The sequence below is a fragment of the Mycobacterium persicum genome (genome assembly GCF_002086675.1).
In the GTDB taxonomy this organism is placed as follows: domain Bacteria; phylum Actinomycetota; class Actinomycetes; order Mycobacteriales; family Mycobacteriaceae; genus Mycobacterium; species Mycobacterium persicum.
The window spans coordinates 15,945-35,628 of record NZ_MVIF01000060.1; the positions used below are offsets into that span (position 1 = coordinate 15,945).

The 19,684-nt window shown below is 64.2% G+C and carries 14 protein-coding genes and 1 pseudogene; all 15 read left to right on the top strand.

The window, feature by feature from the left end; all coding sequences use genetic code 11:
* Window positions 1-27: 27 nt before the first annotated feature.
* The 15 genes and pseudogenes from BST40_RS17710 to mycP all read left to right on the top strand — a co-directional run bounded on the left by BST40_RS17710 (window position 28) and on the right by mycP (window position 19,594).
* Window positions 28-1,239 (top strand): IS110 family RNA-guided transposase, encoded by a 1,212-nt coding sequence (locus BST40_RS17710; protein ID WP_083155001.1) that lies wholly within the window; start codon window positions 28-30, stop codon window positions 1,237-1,239.
* A gap of 343 nt (window positions 1,240-1,582) precedes the next feature.
* A complete protein-coding gene (locus BST40_RS17715) occupies window positions 1,583-1,858 on the top strand; it encodes a hypothetical protein (protein ID WP_083154982.1) in 276 nt (91 codons plus the stop codon).
* A 530-nt stretch (window positions 1,859-2,388) separates the two neighbouring features.
* A complete protein-coding gene (locus BST40_RS17720; protein ID WP_083154984.1) occupies window positions 2,389-3,261 on the top strand; it encodes a transglycosylase in 873 nt (290 codons plus the stop codon).
* Window positions 3,262-3,264: 3 nt separating this feature from the next.
* The gene (gene eccB, locus BST40_RS17725; protein ID WP_075549333.1) at window positions 3,265-4,749 is read left to right on the top strand and encodes a type VII secretion protein EccB; all 1,485 of its coding nucleotides are present in this window, start codon (window positions 3,265-3,267) and stop codon (window positions 4,747-4,749) included.
* A gap of 4 nt (window positions 4,750-4,753) precedes the next feature.
* Window positions 4,754-8,971, top strand: a complete 4,218-nt coding sequence (eccCa, locus tag BST40_RS17730) for a type VII secretion protein EccCa (protein WP_083154986.1) — start codon at window positions 4,754-4,756, stop codon at window positions 8,969-8,971.
* A gap of 46 nt (window positions 8,972-9,017) precedes the next feature.
* Window positions 9,018-10,966 (top strand): annotated as a pseudogene (locus tag BST40_RS17735) (putative alpha/beta hydrolase).
* Window positions 10,967-11,060: 94 nt separating this feature from the next.
* Window positions 11,061-11,534, top strand: coding sequence for an LppA family lipoprotein (locus tag BST40_RS17740; protein WP_075549331.1), 474 nt, complete (start codon window positions 11,061-11,063; stop codon window positions 11,532-11,534).
* Window positions 11,535-12,047: 513 nt separating this feature from the next.
* Entirely contained in the window at window positions 12,048-12,350 is a 303-nt protein-coding gene (locus tag BST40_RS17745; protein ID WP_075549339.1) for a PE domain-containing protein, read from the top strand.
* Between the two features lie 6 nt (window positions 12,351-12,356).
* Entirely contained in the window at window positions 12,357-13,580 is a 1,224-nt protein-coding gene (locus tag BST40_RS17750) for a PPE family protein (protein ID WP_083154988.1), read from the top strand.
* 90 nt (window positions 13,581-13,670) lie between these two features.
* Window positions 13,671-13,997, top strand: coding sequence for a WXG100 family type VII secretion target (locus tag BST40_RS17755; protein WP_036418857.1), 327 nt, complete (start codon window positions 13,671-13,673; stop codon window positions 13,995-13,997).
* A 47-nt stretch (window positions 13,998-14,044) separates the two neighbouring features.
* Window positions 14,045-14,335, top strand: coding sequence for a WXG100 family type VII secretion target (locus BST40_RS17760; protein WP_075549329.1), 291 nt, complete (start codon window positions 14,045-14,047; stop codon window positions 14,333-14,335).
* Between the two features lie 136 nt (window positions 14,336-14,471).
* Window positions 14,472-15,302 (top strand): ESX secretion-associated protein EspG, encoded by an 831-nt coding sequence (locus tag BST40_RS17765; RefSeq protein WP_075549328.1) that lies wholly within the window; start codon window positions 14,472-14,474, stop codon window positions 15,300-15,302.
* A gap of 91 nt (window positions 15,303-15,393) precedes the next feature.
* On the top strand, window positions 15,394-16,419 hold the full coding sequence (locus tag BST40_RS17770; RefSeq protein ID WP_075549327.1) for a MinD/ParA family ATP-binding protein: 1,026 nt from the start codon (window positions 15,394-15,396) through the stop codon (window positions 16,417-16,419).
* Complete coding sequence (gene eccD / locus BST40_RS17775; protein WP_083154990.1) at window positions 16,416-17,945, top strand: type VII secretion integral membrane protein EccD; 1,530 nt, start codon at window positions 16,416-16,418, stop codon at window positions 17,943-17,945. The genes BST40_RS17770 and eccD overlap by 4 nt, the downstream gene beginning before the upstream one ends.
* Window positions 17,930-19,594, top strand: coding sequence for a type VII secretion-associated serine protease mycosin (gene mycP / locus BST40_RS17780; protein ID WP_083154993.1), 1,665 nt, complete (start codon window positions 17,930-17,932; stop codon window positions 19,592-19,594). The genes eccD and mycP overlap by 16 nt, the downstream gene beginning before the upstream one ends.
* Window positions 19,595-19,684: the final 90 nt, after the last annotated feature.

A 19,684-nucleotide genomic window follows, 5' to 3' on the forward strand; every position in this document is an offset into this window, starting at 1 on the left:
TCAACGACGACCCAGGAGGTGGTATTGATGATCTTTGTCGGCGATGACTGGGCCGAAGACCACCACGACGTGTATCTGATGGACGAGGCCGGCCAACGCTTGGCAGCGCGGCGACTACCGGAGGGCTTGGCCGGTATCCGGGGCTTACACGAGCTGATAGCAGCCCATGCCGAGGAGCCCGATCAGGTGATGATCGGCATCGGAACCGATCGTGGTCTATGGGTCCAGGCGTTGGCCGCATCGGGCTGTCAGGTGTGGGCCATCAACCCGATGGCTGCGGCCCGCTACCGCGATCGTCACCACGTCTCGGACGCGAAGTCCGACGCCGGGGACGCCAAGCTGTTGGCCGACCTGGTCCGCACCGACCGGCACAACCACCGCCGGATCGCCGGTGACAGCCCCGATGCCGAGGCGATCAAGGTGTTGGCCCGTACTCATCAGAGTTTGATTTGGGCGCGCACGCGCCATGTCAACATGATGCGCAGTGGGCTGCGGGAGTACTACCCCGCGGCCCTGGAGGCCTTCGAATCGCTCAGCGACAGTGACGCGTTGGCGATCTTGGGTCGCGCGCCCACTCCCGAGCAAGGGGCTCGGTTGAGCCTGGCTAAGATCGGTTCGGCGCTCAAAGCCGGTGGACGGCAACGTACTATCGACGCACGCGCCGTCGAGATCCAGGCGACTCTGCGCCGCGAACACCTCACCGCTCCTGTTGCAGTGGCGGCCGCTTTCGGGGCCACCACAACGGCCGCGGTTCATGTCATTGCGGCACTGAACACCCAGATCGCCGAACTCGAAGCAATTCTGGCCGACCATTTTGAGCAACACCCGGACGCCGACATCTACCGCTCCCTGCCAGGACTTGGTGTCATACTCGGCGCCCGGGTGCTCGGTGAGTTCGGGGACGATCCGAACAGGTACACCACCGCTAAGTGTCGCAAGAACTACGCCGGAACTTCACCACTGACCGTTGCCTCCGGCCGAAAGCGTGCCGTACTGGCACGCCATGTCCGCAACAAACGCCTCTACGACGCGCTCGATCAATGGGCGTTCTGCGCGCTGACCCGTAGCCCCGGAGCTCGCGTCTTCTACGACCAGCACCGCGCCAACGGCGACACCCACCACCAAGCCCTTCGCGCCCTGGGCAACCGACTCGTCGGCATTCTCCACGGCTGCCTACGCCACCACACGCTCTACGACGAACACAAAGCCTGGGCACACCGCACGCCCGCAGCCGCTTGACAACTTACGGACCTGGGATGTCTAGCCCGAGTGCTTTCGAGCTGAGCCGGGACAGCTCCTCGATCTCACCCGGCCCGCTCGGAAGTCGCATATACCCCAAACCAACGCGGTGCGTGGGCGTTCGGGTTGCCCAACCCTGCACCTATTCCGGTCGGCCCCCCAGCGGGCATGGAGTGGTCTGGGACGGCGAGTCGCTTGTGTGCTTGAGCCTGGTGCCGAATTCGCGGCCACGGCAACCATAGTGACGGACACCATTGTGCATCTTGGGTCGCTTCGGGCCACGCCGCAACGGCACAGGAGTGACCCGGCCATACCTTGTTGACGTACACATAGGCGGAGGCGAATGAAGCGGAAGATAGCAATTGCCACCGGTACCCTGGCCTTCGCGATCGCCGGGTCCCAAGTGTGGCGCACGTTTGAGTTACGGCGCATCGCATCGTTCTATTCGGACAGCCTCGATTTCCTAATCCTAATTCGCGGCGACACGATCGGCAGTCATTACACTTCCGCCTTTCGGTATTTCTACTGGTGGCTGAATGTCGAGGCAGCATCGTCGGCTGCTGCCGCGCTGGTCTTGAGGGCGTTGCGCTGGTGTTCTCTGGAAAGTCCATGGGGTTGAGATTGGTCGCGGTCGGATGCGGCGTCGTCGTCATCACTACAACCCGGCGGAGCGCGCCACCCGTCGTGGCTGGAAATGCAGTCCAAACCAGTTCGTGATATCGGCTCCGCGCGGGAAACGCTGCCATTCCAGGAACACAGCAAACCGCAATTTATACCGCGCACCGAGTGAGTAGTCGGGTCGTCGTAGCCGAAGTAATGTCATGGCCGTGACGCCATTACGCCACCTCCGCCGGCTCGATCGAATGGCGCGGAGGGTTGCTTTGACGCTACCCTGCTCTACACGAGCGAGCCGACGTTCCGGGCATTCTGTTGGATGCCGTCGGCCTGGCGTGGGCGTTCGCTGACCAGAAGTTGCGGGAGTAGTGGCTCAATGTTTGTTTCCGATCCGGTGCGCCAAGTCGCGACCGGCGAACTGCCGGGCCTGCCACCGACGGATTTGACAGAAACGGGAGTTGGGCTTGCCGGCGACGGAGCCGGTATACGCCGGCGGGCCGACGACCTCGCTCGGCCTCGGATACAGGAGAATCGTTGACTGATCCCGTGACCACGCGGGCAATAGCGTCGCTATCCCGCGGCCATCGCCTGTTCGCGCGCCGCGCGACGCCGGCCGACATCGGCAGCGCCCCAGCGCACGTCCAGGCACATGCCGACGCGATAGCGCAGGCGACGGTAGCCCAAACCACACATGCGACAAACCGCTCCGATACCTCGGTGCGGGTGCTGCGCCGGCTGGCCGACACCGATGCGGAGTTGGCGCAGATCACCGCAGCAGCCCAGGCCGATCACGCGCACGCCAGCGTCGTGACGCGCGCGGTCCTGGACGCCGCGAAGGCCGATGTCATGCCGTCCGTTGACACTCCGCTGGGCCGGCGCGAGGCGATGGCCCGAATGGTGGCGCGGCTACGAGCCCAGCATCGACACATCGCGCGGTCCAAGGCGCGGGCACGGCTACATGCGCTGCGGCTGCGGCGGCTGCACTACCTGCGGACAGCAAGAAGCAGGCGTTACGAAGCCCCACCCACCGGGCGCCGAGCGGTGTGGGCCGCAATTCAGGAAGCTTTGGACATCAAGGGTATTCACGATCCCGTCGCACGCGCCAGGTGGGCCCGCGGTATGGACCTGGTGGCGCGGCGCGAGTCCAACTACAACGCGGACGCCGAAAACCATTGGGATTCCAACGCTGCAAGGGGCACGCCCAGCAAGGGTGCATGGCAGTTCATCGCTCCGACGTTTGCACGGTATCACCAGCCGGCAACGTCGACCGACATCCACGACCTGGTAGCCCAGGCGTGCGCGTTCATCAACTACGCGCGCGGCCACTACGGCGTGGCCGCCGATGCGTCGAATTTGGCCGATCGGATCCAGCAGGCCGATCCTCGCCGAACACCCAAGGGGTACTGAGAAATGCCGTTGAGTTTGTCCAACCGGGACCAGAATTCCGGTCACCTGTTCTACAACCGGCGGCTGCGCGCGGCGACGACCCGCTTCTCGGTGCGGATGAAGCACGACGATCGCAAACAGACTGCCGCGGTCGCGTTGTCGGTGGTGTTGGTCCTGATCGCGGCAGGATGGATGATGCTGCTCAACGTGCTGAAACCCACTGGCATCGTGGGAGACTCAGCGATCATCGGTGACCGCGATTCCGGCGCCATCTATGCGCGCATCGACGGTCGGCTATATCCAGCGCTGAATTTCACGTCCGCGCGCTTGGCAACCGGGACGGCCGGGCAGCCGACATGGGTCAAACCGGCTGAGATTGCCAAGTATCCGACCGGTCCGCTGATCGGCATTCCCGGGGCGCCCCCGGCGATGCCGGTTAACCTGGGCGCCATCTCGGCGTGGGCGGTGTGCGATACCGCCGGCCGGCCACGTAGCGGCGACAAGCCGGTGGTGACCTCGATCGCGGGCATGCCCACTGGCGGCGGCCGGGCGGCGCCGCTCCGCGATGACGCCGGGCTCCTGGTCACCTTCGAGGGCAGCACCTATGTGATCTGGGGAGGCAAGCGCTCACAGATCGATCCGGCCAATAGGGCGGTCACCTTGAGCCTGGGGCTCGACCCCGCGGTGACGATGCCGGTGGAGATCTCCCGCGCGCTGTTCGACGGGTTACCGGCGACCGAACCGTTGCGGGTGCCGCAGGTACCCGAGGCAGGATCCCCGTCGAAGTGGGTGCAGGGATCCCAGGTCGGCGCGGTGCTGCAAGCCCAAACCGCCGGCGGCGGAAGCCAGTTCTACGTACTGCTGCCGGACGGCGTGCAAAAGATCAACAGTTTTGTGGCCGATCTGCTGCGCAGTGCCAACTCCTATGGATCGACGGCGCCTCGACTGGTGACCCCAGACGTGCTCGTCAACACACCTCAGGTGACCTCGTTGCCGGTGGAGTACTACCCGACGGGGCGACTGAATTTCGTTGACACCGCTGCGAATCCGACCACCTGTGTTTCTTGGGAGAAGGCGTCGACGGATCCGCAGGCCCGCATCGCCGTCTACAACGGCCGGGGCTTGCCGGTTCCCTCGTCGATGGATAACCGGATCGTGCGATTGGTGCGTGACGACCGCAACCCGGCGTCGGTGGTTGCCAACCAGGTTCTGGTGTTGCCGGGTGCTGCGAACTTCGTAACCTCGACCAGCGCTGTGGTCACCGCCGAATCGCGTGAATCGCTGTTCTGGGTATCGGCTAACGGCGTGCGATTCGGAATCGCCAACGACGAATCGACGCTGCGCGCTTTGGGGCTGGACCCGTCTCACGCCGTGCAGGCGCCGTGGCCACTGCTGCGGACATTCGCAGCGGGACCGGCATTGTCACGCGAGGCTGCGCTTTTGGCTCGCGACACGGTGCCGACACTGGGCCAGGTGGCCGTGATGACGACAGCGAAAGCGGGCGGCTAGCAGGATGTCGAAGAAAGCATTTCCCATCAACCGTGCCAAGATCGACCCGCCGAAACCGGTTCGGGTGGCGCCCAATGCGCCGATAGCACTACCGGAACGCGAACCGCGCAACATCTGGGTGATGATCGGCGTGCCGGCGCTGATCGTGGCGCTGATCGGCACCATCGTCATGCTGTACGTGTCGGGCGTGCGCAGTCTGTCCACCGGCTTCTTTCCGCTGATGGGCATCGGCGCGTTCAGCATGCTGGCCTTTTCCGGTCGCTTCGGCCGGGCCCGCAAGATCACCTGGGGCGAAATGGAAAAGGGTCGCCGCCGCTATCTTCGCGACCTCGACGTGATCCGTGACGAGATTCAGGACGCCGTCTGCGCGCAACGCTCGTGGCAGCATGCGGTGCACTCCGATCCGCGCGGTTTGGGTGCCATCATCGGCGGGCCCCGGATGTGGGAACGCGGTCGCGGCGACGTCGACTTCCTGGAGGTCCGGTTGGGCACCGGTGTGCAGCATGCACCCGATTCGGTGTTGTCGGTGACCTGGCCCGACATCTCCTCCGAGGAGGAACTCGAACCCGTTACCGGGCAGGCGTTGCGCGATTTCATCTTGGAACAGCGCAAGATTCGCGATATCGCCAAGGTGGTGAATCTACGATCGGCCCCGGGCTTCAGTTTCGTCAGTGAAGACTTGGATCGGGTGCGGTCCCTGATGCGCTCGATGCTGTGCTCGCTGGCGGTGTTTCACAACCCGCGCGACGTCAAGCTGATGGTGGTGACGCGTAACCCCGAGGTGTGGTCATGGATGGTGTGGCTGCCTCACAACCTGCATGACGAGTTGTTCGACGCGTGTGGATGGCGGCGGTTGATCTTCGCCACCCCCGAAGAGCTGGAGGCGACGCTGGGCGCCGAGCTGCACATGAAGGGAAAGCGCGGCGCGTGGGCGCCGCCGACGGCAGCCAGCCCAACGGCAATGGGCTCTGCGCTGGAAACCGGCCAAGGCGCCGACGCGGTGGATTTGGGACCGCACTTGGTGATTGTTGACGACAACACCGGCAGCCCCGACGCGTGGGAGAGTGTCGTCGGGCAGGTCGGCAAGGCCGGCATTACGGTGCTGCGTATCGCGTCGCGGGTGGGAACCGGCGTTGGATTCGGCGACGACCAGGTTTTCGATATGACTGAACGAGATGGCGCGACAACCGTTTCCGTGTCCCTCAGACCCGGTACAAATGGCTCCGATGGCTCCGAAGTCGAGGACGACGACGCCCGCCCGACGCCGCTACTGCGGGCGCGCGGCAAGTTCTTTGCCCATGCCGACCAGCTGTCCATCCATCGCGCGTACCGATATGCGCGTGCGATGGCGCGGTGGTCGCCGACAAGCCGCAGCGAGATCGCCGATTCGACCAGCGGCGCCGCCGAGCTACTGCGGGCACTCGGAATCAGCGATCCGCGCGGATTGGATGTCGACCGGCTGTGGGCGGAGCGCCGCGGCCGCGGTGACGAACGATGGTCGGAGATCCCGGTCGGCGCCAAACCGAACGGCGAACTGCAGAACGTTATCATCCGCGCAAAAGACTTCGGTGGCTTCGGGTTTCATTCAGTGGTCATCGGGACTAGCGGGTCGGGCAAGTCCGAGTTCTTCTTGTCTTTGGTCTACGGGATCGCGCTGACACACTCGCCGGAGACGTTCAACGTCATCTTCGTCGACATGAAGTTCGAATCTGCGGCCCAAGACATCCTGGGTATTCCGCATGTGGTTGCCGCTCTGTCCAACCTCGGTAAGGACGAGCGCCATCTGGCGGAACGTATGCGCAGGGTCATCGACGGCGAGATCAAACAGCGATATGAGTTGTTTACGTCGGTGGGCGCGCGCGATGCCAACGACTACGAAGAGATCCGCCTTGCCGGTCGCGATCTGCCGCCGGTGCCGGTCCTGCTCGTCATCGTCGACGAATATCTGGAGTTGTTCGCCAACCATGAGAAGTGGATCCAGCTGATCATCCATATCGGCCAGGAGGGCCGCGGCGCCAACGTCTTCTTCATGTTGGGCGGGCAGCGGCTGGATCTGTCGTCGCTGCAGAAAGTAAAGTCCAACATCGCATTCCGGATCGCGCTGCGAGCCGAATCCGGTGATGACAGTCGGGAAGTGATCGGTTCGGATGCGGCTTACCACCTGCCGTCCAAGGAGAACGGTTTTGCGCTGCTAAAGGTGGGGCCGCGCGACCTCGAGCCGTTCCGCTGCTTCTACCTGTCCGCGCCGTTCGTCGTGCCGAAGAAGAAGGAAGTGGCCAAAACCATCGACATGACGTTGACCAAGCCGCGACTGTACAACTGGCAATACCAGCCGCTGGACCCATCCGACGCCGAGGCGTTGGAGGCCGCGGCCGCCGCCGATGCGGAACCCGACGAATTCCTCTACCACGACGACGGATTCAAGAAGAAGAAGATTGTCGACGTGTTGCGCGAATCGCTGCGTGCCGTACCGCACCGATCGCCGCGACGGCCGTGGTTGGAGCCACTGGAAGACGCCGAACCGGTTGATGTCCTGGTGGCTGGATATCGCGGCAAGCCATGGCATGTCGACTACGGGGACAACCCGGGGCTGATGTTTCCGGTCGGCGTCATGGACATCCCCGAAGAGTCCAAACAGGTCGTGTATGCGATCGACGCGCTGCGCAGCAACATCATCGTGGTCGGCGCCAAGCAGCGCGGCAAGACGACCACCTTGATGACGCTAATGGCCTCGGCCGCAACGATGTACAACCCGTCGCGGGTGACGTTCTTCTGCATCGGCGGGGCCACCATGGCTCAGGTGGCTTCGCTACCGCATGTCACCGACATCGTGTCGCCCAAGGATGCCGAAGGCATCGAGCGCATCCTGAGCACCATGGACGCATTGATCGATTCGCGCGAAGAGGCGTTTCGGCGGGCCAGAATTGATCTCGACGGATTCCGCGAGCGCCGCTTCGGCCCGGGCAGTGACGGGATCGGCGGCACCGACCCCAACGACCAATTCGGCGATGTCTTTGTGGTGCTTGACGATTACGACGATTTGTACTCCCGGGACAACACCATCGGTGACCGCATCATCTCGCTGAGCAGCCGCGGTCCCGAATACGGTGTTCACCTCATGGTTAGCGCGGGCGGCTGGATTCACGGCCAGCGGCAAAGTCTGCTGCAGAACGTGACCGCGCGAATCCAGTTGCGGCTGGCCGACCCCAGCGAAAGCCAGATGGGGCATTCGTCGATCGAGTCGCGCGAGGCGGCGCGACGAACATTGAACCGCCCCGGTTTCGGTTTGACGGAGAGTTTGCACGAGCTGCGCGTTGGTGTTCCGGCGCTTGCCGATCCTGCAACCGGCGAATTGGTCGGTATTACCGAAGTCGGGGAACGAATCGCTGACGTCGCTGGTGTGACTAAACACGCAAGCCTGCAGCGGCTGCCGCAGCGGGTCGAGCTCAAGGCGATCCTCGAGTACGAGGCCGCACATCCCAGCGGCGACGACCTGTCGATTGCATTTGCGATCGGCGAACGGCACCAGCTGGGCCCGGTGCCGCTCAGGTTGCGGGAGAGCCCAGGGTTGATGATCTTGGGCCGCCAGGGCTGCGGCAAGACCACCGCGCTGGTAGCCATCGGCGAGGCGGTGATGAGTAGGTTCAGCCCGGAGGAAGCCCAGCTGACCCTGATCGACCCCAAGACCGCCCCGCATGGTCTTCGCGACCTGCATGGCCCCGGCTATGTGCGGGCGTACGCCTATGACCAAGACGAGATCGACGAGGTCATCACCGAACTGGCCCAACAGGTCTTACTGCCCCGATTGCCTCCGAAGGGGCTGAGCCAGGAAGAGTTGCGCGCGCTCAAGCCGTGGGAGGGGTGTCGGCATTTCGTGCTCATCGACGACCTCCAGGACTTGCGCAAGGAACAGACTTATCCGCAGAAGCCGCCGGTGGGTGCGGCGCTGTGGAAGCTGATGGAGCGCGCCCGCCAGATCGGGTTGCACGTGTTCACCACGCGTAATAGCGCGAACTGGGCGACCATGCCGATGGACCCGTGGATGAGATTCCAAACGTCAGCGAAAGTGGCGCAGCTGTATATGGATAACGATCCGCAGAACAGAATCAACCGAATGGTTCGAGCGCAAGCGTTACCGCCCGGACGCGGTTTGCTGGTCAACACCGATGACGCCGTCGAAGGAGTGTTGGTCGGGACCCCGTCGACGCTGGCCGCACGGTAAGAGTCACCAGGATGGAAGGCAGCGTTTCAGAGTCGCAGACGGCGCGATGCAGCTCCGGTACATAAGCATTCCGCTGCTGATCGCCGAGGCCGGCGGCGACCCCTGGGTCATGAACAACAGTCTCCAAGTTGGCCGTCCGGCGCAGATTTCCGTTCTGGGGCAAGCATTTCACGACGCGGGCCGTTGCACTGCCGAGGCGGACGCCGCATTCGCCGACGCACGTCGCCGCTTCGAAGCGGCGTGGAACCGGGAAAACGGCGATTACCCAATCAACGGCTCCGCCGGCGTGCAGCGGCTAGCGCAGTCGCTGGGTGCTCAATCGCTGCAACTGCCCAAAATCGGGGCGGATTTGGAGAACATCGCGGCCGCTTTGGCTGAGGCACAGCGATCTGCTGTCGGATAGATCTCTACGTTGGAGGCTCAGCTGCAGCAACTTGACGACCAAATCGGGGAAGCCCTGGAGCTTGAGAAAAACATCCATCTGACACCCGCTGACTTATCCGCACTCGACGCACTGATCTCTGCTCTTGAAGGGCAAGCAATTGAAGACACCAGGGCCGCTCTGGGCCAGCTCGAGTCACTGCGCAACGGCTACTCAGACACTCTGCAGCGATCACTGGCCAACCTCCGGACGGAGGGGTACGACCCGGCGGCCATCCAAGCGCTGGACGCCCCGCAGGTGCCGGCCCAACCTGAACCGCCCCAGATCGTTCCGCGCTGTCGCAGCCGTTGCCGGAAGACCCCAGGCAGTTTGCCGACCTGTGGGGGCGGCTGACTCCGGAACAAAGAGACTGGCTCTACAGCCAAGACCACAACATCGGCAACCATGATGGGATGCCAGCAGTCGATCGGGACCACTACAACCGGCTAGCGCTTGCCGACGAACTGAGGCGCTCCCAATCCGCCGTTGCCCAGGCCGACGCATTGCGGGCCCAGCACCCCGACTGGGCGGCGGGGAAGAACATCCCTCACCCCAATACGCCGGGTGCGATTTTCGACGATCGCCTCGCCTACGAGGCCTGGCAACGCCAATATGACACTGCGCGGAACGAAGCCAGGTACCTGCCGGATCTACAGGCGGTCGATCGAGCCGTCAAGGACAGTTCAGATAGGAAACTGCTGCTTCTTGACACCAAGAAGGGCCGTCAGGCCCGGGCGGGCATCGCGGTCGGCGACCCTGACACGGCCACGCACGTATCGGTGACCGCGCCAGGGCTGAACACCACCGTGCGCGGCAGTATCGGCGGCATGACTGAGGAAGCGACGAACCTCAGGACTGAGGCTCTGCGGCAATTGAGGTTCACCCCGGGACACGAGCATGATTCGGTGTCAGCGATTGCGTGGATTGGCTACGATGCACCGCAGGTTCCCGGCTGGGATGATGTCGGTGCTTCTATTGCGGGAATCTGGGGTGTCAGCCACGATGACGTCGCAAAGGCCGGCGCTCACGATTTGGCCCGCTTTTATGACGGGTTGGGTGTTGCCCACCAGGGCGCCCCCGCTCATCTGACGGCGATCGGGCACTCCTACGGCTCGCTGACTACAGGGCTGGCCCTACAAGAACCCGGCAATCACGGTGTCAGCGACGCCCTCTTCTACGGCTCGCCAGGAATCGAAGCGTCCACGCCGCGGCAACTACATCTGAATACCGGACATGTCTACGCCATGGAAACCCCTGACGATCCGATCCAGTGGACCTACGACAGCAAAGCCATCGTGCACAACCTGCCATCCGGGCTGGCTCAGCTTCTCGGGTTCGGCGCCGACGCCACCGGCACGGGAGACTTTGGACTCAACCCAGCCACTAATCCGAACTTCACTCAGCTGGCCACTGGGCCGGCCACCGTGTCCGATGGGCACGGCGGGACTCTGAGTTTGGAGGGAGCGCACGGGCATAGCGATTATCCGCGCCAGGGCAACAACAACCTGCCCCGCACTACCGGGTACAACATCGCTGCGATAGTTGCGGGCCTGGGCGACAAGGCTATCCGGTGAATGCGGCCAGATGAACACATACCTCGACCGCGGACGCAATGGCCTTCTATGCGCCGTGATGACGGCAATCGCGCTAGCAGCAACAGGATGTCACGTGGAAAATCCAGATACACCCACCCCGCCGAGCGCGGCAGCTCAGGCTCTCGCTGAACTCAAGGCCTTGCCCTCGTTCGAGGAAACCAAAGTTCAGGTGCAGGACGTCATGAATGAGATCACCACGGCTGCAAGCAAGATTATTCCGTCGATCACCTGGGAAACGCTTGACGAAGGCTCTACCGGTACTTGCCAGCAACCTTACGAACAAACTGACGGCAAGCGATATTTTCTGCCTGATGCAGTTGCCGTCCGGGTGTCGGTCTCCGACCTCGCCTGGACCAAGATTGTGGAGGCGGCCAAGGCAGCCGCTGCCAAGATCGGCGCCACCAACGTCCAGGTCATAAGGGACCAGCCCGGCGACCATGATGTGTGGTTTTCCGGTCCGACCGGGACATTCATCAAGGTCGGCTATCGGGGCAACCTCGTAGTCTCCGGCTATACCGGCTGCAGACTACCTCGAGACAAGAAGTAGTCGTTTCGGCAGAACGGCGAGATAGCTCGTGCGCCCAGAAGCTAATCCGCAGTCTCGAGATCGGCGCGGGCTACATCTGGCTGCGTACGCCGCATCGATCGGTGTCCTCGCTTCGATCGCCGACGCTTCCGTTCATTGCACTTATCTGCGCCGTGGTGACCGCCGTAATGCCTGTCGTCCTGGTGGCGCCTCCGATGGCTGTGCGGTGGGTATGGGTAGGGCTGCCATGTTCTATCGCGGGTACTTCGTCGGACCATCGATCGCGAATTGGGCTCACTCGGCCGGCATCTTGTGAGCCGGAGCCGGCCGACCACCACAACGGCCACCATGGATCGTCAACGTGGGGCTCAGACCGGCCCACAGTTGCCGCGGCGGCACGTATGCCGCGCTTGCCCGCCGAGCTTGAAAACCGCAGATCATGCCCACAGTCAACTTGTGAATACATCATCCGCCGACTCGCACTAGACTGCCAACCAACACGTCTCATCGCGAGACCACATTCGGAGGGTGAACATGGTTTGGTCTGTGCAACCAGAGGCAGTTCTGGCATCGGCAGCCGCCGAGTCGGCGATCAGCGCGGAAACCGAGGCGGCGGCCTCCGCGGCAGCACCGGCGCTGCTCGGGACGACCCCGATGGGCGACGACCCGGACTCCGCGATGTTCTCGGCGGCACTGAACGCCTGCGGAGCCAGCTACCTGGGTGTGGTCGCCGAGCACGCCGCTCAGCGCGGATTGTTCGCAGGAGCCCAAGGCTTGGCGGCGGGGGTGTCTGACGCCACCGAGGTGGCACGCGCAGCGGCATCGGCATTGGGTTAAGTCCGCATGCCCGATCCAGGATGGGCTGCGCGTACACCTGAGGCCAACGACCTGCTGCTCAAGGCGGGAACCGGAGTTTCCACGCATGTGGCCAACCAAACGGCGTGGACCACTGTAGGTGCCAGCCACCACGCCTCGGGTATTGCGTCAGCGATCAACACCGCGGCTACCGCGGCGAGCTGGCTTGGCCTCGGCTCGGCGGCCTCGGCGCTCAACGTGACCATGCTCAATGCCTCCCTGCACGGCTTAGCCGGCTGGGTCGACGTCAAACCGGCGGTGGTGTCGGCGGCGATAGCGGCGTTCGAGATGGCCAATAGTGCCATGCGCCCGGCTCCGGAGTGCATGGAGAACCGTGACGAGTGGACGGTCGACAACCACATCAATCCGCTTGTCTGGGGGGCACTGACACCGCGAATCATCTCGCTTGATGTCGAGTATTTCGGGGTGATGTGGCCCAACAACTCGGCGGTGGGCGCAACCTACGGCGGGATCCTGGCGGGGCTGGCGGAAAGCCTGGCCATTCCGCCACCGATCGCGACCATGGGTGCATCCCCGGCGGCGCCGGCCCAGGCGGCTTCGGCTGTCGGGCAGGCCGCTGCGGAAGCCGCGGCTGGGGACGGCATGCGGTCTGCCTATCAAGGGGTGCAGGCGGGGACAACCGGCGCGGGCCAGTCGACGTCGGCCGGCGAGAACCTTGGCAACCAAATCGGCACTTTCATGCAACCGGTCCAGTCGATGATGCAAGCGGTTCCTCAAGCTTTGCAGGCTCCGTCCGGGCTGATGCAGGCGCCGATGAGCGCCCTGCAGCCCTTGCAGTCGATGATGGGCATGTTCGCCAATCCCGGCGCTCTCGGCATGGGCGGCGCGGCGCCCGGGGCGTCGGCGGCTTCGGCCGCAGCAGGTGCAGCGGCGACCGAGGCGTCGGTTGGCGCCGGGGGAGGCAGCGCCTCTCTGGGCGGCGCTGGCATGTCCGCTACCAGCTTCACCCGTCCGGTCAGTGCGTTTGAGGCCGGAAGCAGCGGTCGACCGGTGGGACTGCGGCCAAGCGGGGCGCTGGGCGCTGAAGCCGTGCGTTCGCCGACGACAACAACGATGGGCGGCGCGCCGATGGGCGGCATGCCGGTGGGTCATGCTGGCGGAGGCCACCGCGGATCGCACGGTAAGTCCGAGCAGCCGGCCACCGTGCGGGTGGTCGACGACCGCTATGACCCGAACTGGCGCAGAGGGTGAATCGACAGCTCTAAATAGCAGCCATAAACTTCGCTTCATGCCCGATAGACAAGGGCGAAACGGCTCACATTAGTAAGGAGAAATGTCCCCATGGCAGACGGCACAATTCAAGTAACACCGCAGATGCTGCGCAGTACGGCACACGACATTCAAGCGAACATGGAGCACGCGATGGCCATAGCTCAAGGCTACCTGGCCAACCAGGAGAACGTCATGAACCCGGCGACCTGGTCTGGTGCTGGCGTGGTTGCTTCCCACGCGACCGCCACCGAGGTCGCCAACGAGCTGAACAAGGTCCTGACGGGAGGCACCCGGCTGGCCGAAGGCCTGACCCAGGCTGCGGCCCTGATGGAATCGCACGAAGCGGACTCACAGCACGCGTTCCAAGCCCTCTTCGGCGGCGGCCACGGGTCCTGACCTACCGCTATCTCTAGTCCATATACCGCTTCGGAAGGAAATTCATCATGGGAGACCAAATCACTTATAACCCGGGAGCCGTATCCGATTTCGCCACGGATGTGGGCTCGCGTGCCGGGCAGCTGCACGAGATTCACGAAGACACCGCCAACAAGACGAATGCCCTGCAGGAATTCTTCGCGGGCCACGGTGCGCAAGGGTTTTTCGATGCGCAAGCCCAGATGCTTTCGGGGCTTCAGGGTCTCATCGAGACGGTGGGCCAGCACGGAACCACGACCAGCCATGTGCTGGACAATGCGCTCGGAACCGACCAGGCGATCTCGGGGTTGTTCCACTAGTCAGCTGTTAGTTCCGCCACGTGCGCCAGCGGTACCGAATGTATCCGTGGCGACGTGGGTCCCAAGTGGGGTGGGGCATACGCGCAATGCTGCGCGTGTGCCCCACCTTCTGTTTTTACATTGAGGTGAAGGCGCCATGCTGACGACGACGGTCGACGGGCTGTGGGTGCTACAAGCGGTAACCGGGGTGGAACAGATCTGCCCGGAACTCGGTCTGCGGCCTTTGCTGCCGCGGCTCGACACCGCCGAACGGGCACTGCAGCATCCGGTCGCTGCCGATCTCAAAGCCGCGGGAGCGCTCGACGAATCAGGCAACGCCGATCCGATGATCCGCGAATGGCTCACCGTGCTCCTGCGACGCGACCTGGGGTTACTCCTGCTTATCAACGTGCCCGGCGGCGAGCCGACGCGGGCAGCCATCTGCCGGTTCGCTACCTGGTGGGTCGTTCTAGAACGCCACGGCAAAATGGTGCGGCTCTACCCCGCCGGCATGGCCAGTAACGAGACGGTGGCCGGTGAACTTGTCGTGGGTCAGATCGAGCAGTTGTGCGGCGTCGCTGAAGCGGCACCGTTGCGGCCGGTCACGGTGGATGCCGACGCGTTGCTGGAATCGGTGCGCGACCCCGGCAGCCTACGTTCGTTCTTGGTCAGCCAGCGCCTGGACGTCGACCAGTTACAGATGCTCACCATGGCAGCCGATCCGGCGCGGTCTGCACATGCGGCAATTGTGGGGCTACAGGCTGGTATCGGACCGGAGAAGACGGCGCGCCTTCTCATCGGCGATACCGCGGTAACCATTATCGACACCCCGGCCGGACGCATCTGCGTGGAAAGCGTGATGTCGGGGCAGAGACGCTACCAAGTGCTCTCGCCCGGCTCGCGAGGCGACATTAGTGGTGCGGTGCAGCGCCTCATCCGCCGCTTGCCCGCCGGTGACGAGTGGTACTCCTACCGGCGTGTGGTGTGAATAACAGTGACGCGGAATGGCGCGTTGCCGCAGGTACGCGGCAACTGCGCGAGGTAAACGTGGAATCACGAATCGTGTTAGCATCGCCGTCGTGACAAGCCCTTGGAATGACCCGAATATGTCAGACGAAGGAGCGCTCGGACGGGGGGATCCATCAGTTCGGCGCCACTTTCGGGATTCGGTATCCGACACCATGCGCATTACCGATCTGGCGGCCCCCCGGAAAATTCCTCCAGGGTCGGGGTGGCGGAAATTCCTTTATGCCGCGTCGTTTCACAAAATCAACCCGGGGGAATCGCCTCGGGAACGACATTACCGCGATTTACAGGCGCGCATCCGCAGGCATATTCGTCGGCAATACGTGATCACGGTGGTTTCCGGCAAAGGAGGGGTAGGGGTAACCACGATGGCCGCCTGCATCGGCGGTGTATTCCGCGAATGCCGGCCGGAAAACGTGATTGCGATCGACGCGGTTCCCGGCTTCGGCACGCTGGCGGACCGCATCGACGAGTCGCCGCCGGGAGATTACGCCGCCATCATCAACGACACGGACGTCCAGGGCTATGCGGACATCCGCGAACACCTCGGGCAAAACACCGTGGGATTGGACGTACTGGCCGGAAACCGCACCTCAGACCAACCCCGACCGCTGGTTCCGGCAATGTTCTCCGGTGTGTTGTCGCGGCTACGGCGAACCCACACCGTCATCATCGTCGACACCGCCCCCGACCTCGAGCACGATGTCATGAAGCCGGTGCTGCAGAATACCGACACCCTGGTGTTCGTCTCCGGCATCACCGCGGACCGGTCCCGGCCCGTGCTGAGGGCAGTGGACTATCTCAGGTCCCAGGGCTATCACGAGCTCGTCTCGCGAAGCACGGTAGTCATTAATCACACGGACAACATCACCGACAAAGACGCGCTGGCGTACCTGACTGAGCGGTTTACCAAGGTCGGCGCAACAGTGGAAGCGATGCCGTTTGACCCGCACCTGGCCAAAGGCGGGATTATTGACACGGTCCACGAGCTGAAGAAAAAGTCGCGGTTACGGCTTTTTGAAATTACCGCGGGCCTGGCCGACAAATATGTTCCCGACGCCGAGCGGGCCGCGCCGTGACGTCTCCGCATAAGGTTGCATTCCCGGCCCGGTGCGCGGTCAACATTTGCTATGACACGCATCTGAGCTCCCAGGTGTTTCCCGCCGGAATTCCGGTGGAGGGATTCTTCGAGGGAATGGTCGAGCTGTTCGACGCCGATCTGAAGCGTAAGGGTTTCGACGGTGTTGCGCTCCCGGCGGGCAGTTACGAGCTGCACAAGATCAACGGTGTCCGACTGGACATCAACAAGAGCCTCGACGAGCTCGGGGTTCAAGACGGTGACACGCTGGTCCTGGTGCCGCGGGTGGCCGGCGAGTCGTTCGAGCCGCAATACGAGTCGCTCTCGACGGGATTGGCGGCTATGGGTAAGTGGCTGGGTCGCGACGGCGGAGATCGGATGTTTGCCCCGGTAACTCCCCTGACAGCTGCCCACACGGCGATAGCCATCATCGCCATGGCAGTTGGCGTTGTGGTAGCGCTGGCGTTGCGGACCCGAACTTTCACCGACAGCCTGGTTCCGGCTGCAGTGGCTGGTGGGATCGGGGTCTTGCTGGTGGTGGGCGCGGCGGTGGTGTGGTGGGGCTGGCGGGAGCGGCGCGACCTGTTCAGTGGCTTCGGCTGGCTGGCGGTGGTGTTGCTGGCCGTCGCCAGTGCGTGTGCGCCGCCTGGTTCGCTCGGCGCGCCGCACGGGCTGATCGGAGTCGTCGTGGTACTTCTCGGCGCGGTAGCGATCGGTGTGGTGACCCAAAAGTGTTGGCAGACAGCAGTTGTCACCGCCGTGGTGACGGTGTCCGGGATCCTGGCCGTGGTGGCGGTGATCCGGATGTTTCGGCCGGCTTCGGTGCAGGTGCTGGCGATTTGGGTGCTGGTCGGCCTGCTGGTCCTGGTCAGGATGACCCCCACCATCGCGCTGTGGGTAGCGCGGGTACGGCCCCCACACTTCGGATCGATCACGGGCCGCGACCTTTTCGCGCGCCGTGAGGGGATGCCCGTCGATACCGTGTCTCCGGTCAGCGAGGCCGACACCGAAGACGAGGACAACGAACTCACCGACATCTCCGCGCGCGGCGCAGCGATCGCCGCTTCGGCGCGGCTGGTCAATGCGGTGCAGGTCGGTGTGTGCACTGGGGTGTCGATGGTGCTTCCCGTCGCGGTGTGGGGGGTGTTGACGCCGGGGGGCCCGTGGGATTGGTTGGCGCTCCTGGTGGCCGGTCTGGCAGCAGGGATCTTTATCACCCAGGGCCGCGGATTCGCCGCCAAATACCAAGCGGTTGCCTTGGTATTGGGAGCGTCGGCTGCGGTATGCGTGGGCGTCGTCAAGTACGCTGTCGCAGCACCACGAGATGTCCAGGCCGGACTTTTCTGGCCTGTCCTGGCGGTGGTGGTGTTTGCCGCATTGGGTTTGGCCGCAGCGCTTTTGGTGCCGGCGCTAAGGTTCCGGCCGCTCATCCGGCTGACCGTGGAATGGCTGGAAGTGCTGGCGATGATCGTGTTCTTGCCGGCGGCCGCGGCTCTGGGGGGGCTGTTCGCATGGATTCGTCACTGAGCCGACGGTGCTTGCGTGGCGCGGCGGCGAGCGTCGCTATTGCGCTGGTGGCCATCTGGACCGACCTTCCTGCCGCGCAAGCCATCCCACCACCATCGGTAGATCCGGCGCTGGTACCTCCAGACGGGCCGCCCCGGCCGGACCAACCGATGCGTCGCTCCAATAGCTGTTCAGCCCCGATCACCGTGAAGAACCCCGACGTGGCGCAGCTGGCACCGGGCTTCAACCTGCTTAACATCACTAAGGCGTGGCAATACAGCACCGGTAACGGAGTGGCCGTCGCCGTCATCGACACCGGCGTCACCCCCAACCCCCGATTGCCGGTGGTACCCGGTGGGGACTACATCATGGGCGAGGACGGTTTGTCCGACTGTGACGCGCATGGCACGGTGGTGAGCTCGATCATCGCCGCTGCGCCGCAAGGTATTTCACCCATGCCGCGGCCCATGCCTGCTACCCCGGCGTTTCCTCCGCCGGCGGGGCCGCCGCCGGTCATCGCCGCACCGGCGCCGCCGGTGGAGGTGCCTCCGCCCATGCTTCCGCCGCCGCCGCCGACACCGGTGACGATCACCCAAACGGTGCCGCCGCCACCACCGCCACCGCCTGATGAAGCGGGCGCAATGGCACCCTCCAATGGGCCGCCGGATCCGCAGACCGAGGACGAACCGGCGGTGCCGCCGCTACCGCCGGGCGCTCCGGACGGGGTGGTGGGGGTTGCCCCTCACGCCACCATCATCTCGATCCGCCAGTCCTCGCGAGCTTTCGAGCCGGTCAACCCGCCACCGGCGGATCCCAACTCCGACGAACGAGTGAAAGCCGGCACGCTCAATACGGTGGCGCGCGCGGTGGTGCACGCGGCCAACATGGGCGCCAAAGTGATCAACATTTCGGTCACCGCATGCCTACCGGCGGTCGCCCCCGCCGATCAGCGGGCGCTGGGCGCCGCCCTGTGGTACGCGGCCACCGTCAAGGATGCGGTGATCGTCGCCGCAGCCGGCAACGACGGGGAAGCCGGCTGCGACAACAACCCGATGTATGACCCACTGGACCCGTCGGATCCGCGGGACTGGCACCAGGTCAAGGTCGTCTCCTCGCCGTCGTGGTTCTCCGACTACGTGTTGTCGGTCGGCGACGTCGATGCCAGTGGCGACCCCCTCGACAAGAGCATGTCTGGCCCATGGGTTGGCGTGGCGGCGCCGGGAACCCACATCATGGGTCTATCGCCCCAAGGCGGTGGACCGGTCAACGCTTATCCACCGTCGCGCCCGGGTGAGAAGAACATGCCATTTTGGGGCACCAGCTTCTCGGCGGCCTACGTGAGCGGCGTGGCGGCGCTGGTACGGGCCAAGTTTCCCGATCTGAGCGCGCACCAAGTGATCAACCGGATCGTGCAGTCGGCACACAACCCGCCAGCGGGAGTCGACAACCGAGTGGGATATGGGCTGGTCGATCCGGTCGCCGCGTTGACGTTCAACATTCCTGCCGGCGAACGGCTGGCCCCAGGATCCCAGAGCAGGGTAATCACCCCGGCACCGCCGCCCACGCCCCCGGATCACCGGGCGCGCAACATCGCCATCGGGTTCGTCGGCGCAGTCGTCGCCGGCGTCCTGGTGGCGGCCATCGCGTCCCGGTTACGGAGGGCGCGATGAGGCTAACCCTGACCGGGTTCGATCCGGTCAGTGTTAGGCGGTTGGTCGGAATCTGGGTGGTATTCGGCCTCGCATTGGGGGGTTGGGCGG

What these genes read in the sequence shown, in the direction of transcription:
- BST40_RS17710 (WP_083155001.1), top strand. Translation starts at nt 28, where the DNA reads ATGATCTTTGTCGGCGATGACTGGGCCGAAGACCACCACGACGTGTAT.
- BST40_RS17715 (WP_083154982.1), top strand. Translation starts at nt 1,583, where the DNA reads ATGAAGCGGAAGATAGCAATTGCCACCGGTACCCTGGCCTTCGCGATC.
- eccB (WP_075549333.1), top strand. Translation starts at nt 3,265, where the DNA reads ATGCCGTTGAGTTTGTCCAACCGGGACCAGAATTCCGGTCACCTGTTC.
- eccCa (WP_083154986.1), top strand. Translation starts at nt 4,754, where the DNA reads ATGTCGAAGAAAGCATTTCCCATCAACCGTGCCAAGATCGACCCGCCG.
- BST40_RS17745 (WP_075549339.1), top strand. Translation starts at nt 12,048, where the DNA reads ATGGTTTGGTCTGTGCAACCAGAGGCAGTTCTGGCATCGGCAGCCGCC.
- BST40_RS17750 (WP_083154988.1), top strand. Translation starts at nt 12,357, where the DNA reads ATGCCCGATCCAGGATGGGCTGCGCGTACACCTGAGGCCAACGACCTG.
- BST40_RS17755 (WP_036418857.1), top strand. Translation starts at nt 13,671, where the DNA reads ATGGCAGACGGCACAATTCAAGTAACACCGCAGATGCTGCGCAGTACG.
- BST40_RS17760 (WP_075549329.1), top strand. Translation starts at nt 14,045, where the DNA reads ATGGGAGACCAAATCACTTATAACCCGGGAGCCGTATCCGATTTCGCC.
- BST40_RS17765 (WP_075549328.1), top strand. Translation starts at nt 14,472, where the DNA reads ATGCTGACGACGACGGTCGACGGGCTGTGGGTGCTACAAGCGGTAACC.
- mycP (WP_083154993.1), top strand. Translation starts at nt 17,930, where the DNA reads ATGGATTCGTCACTGAGCCGACGGTGCTTGCGTGGCGCGGCGGCGAGC.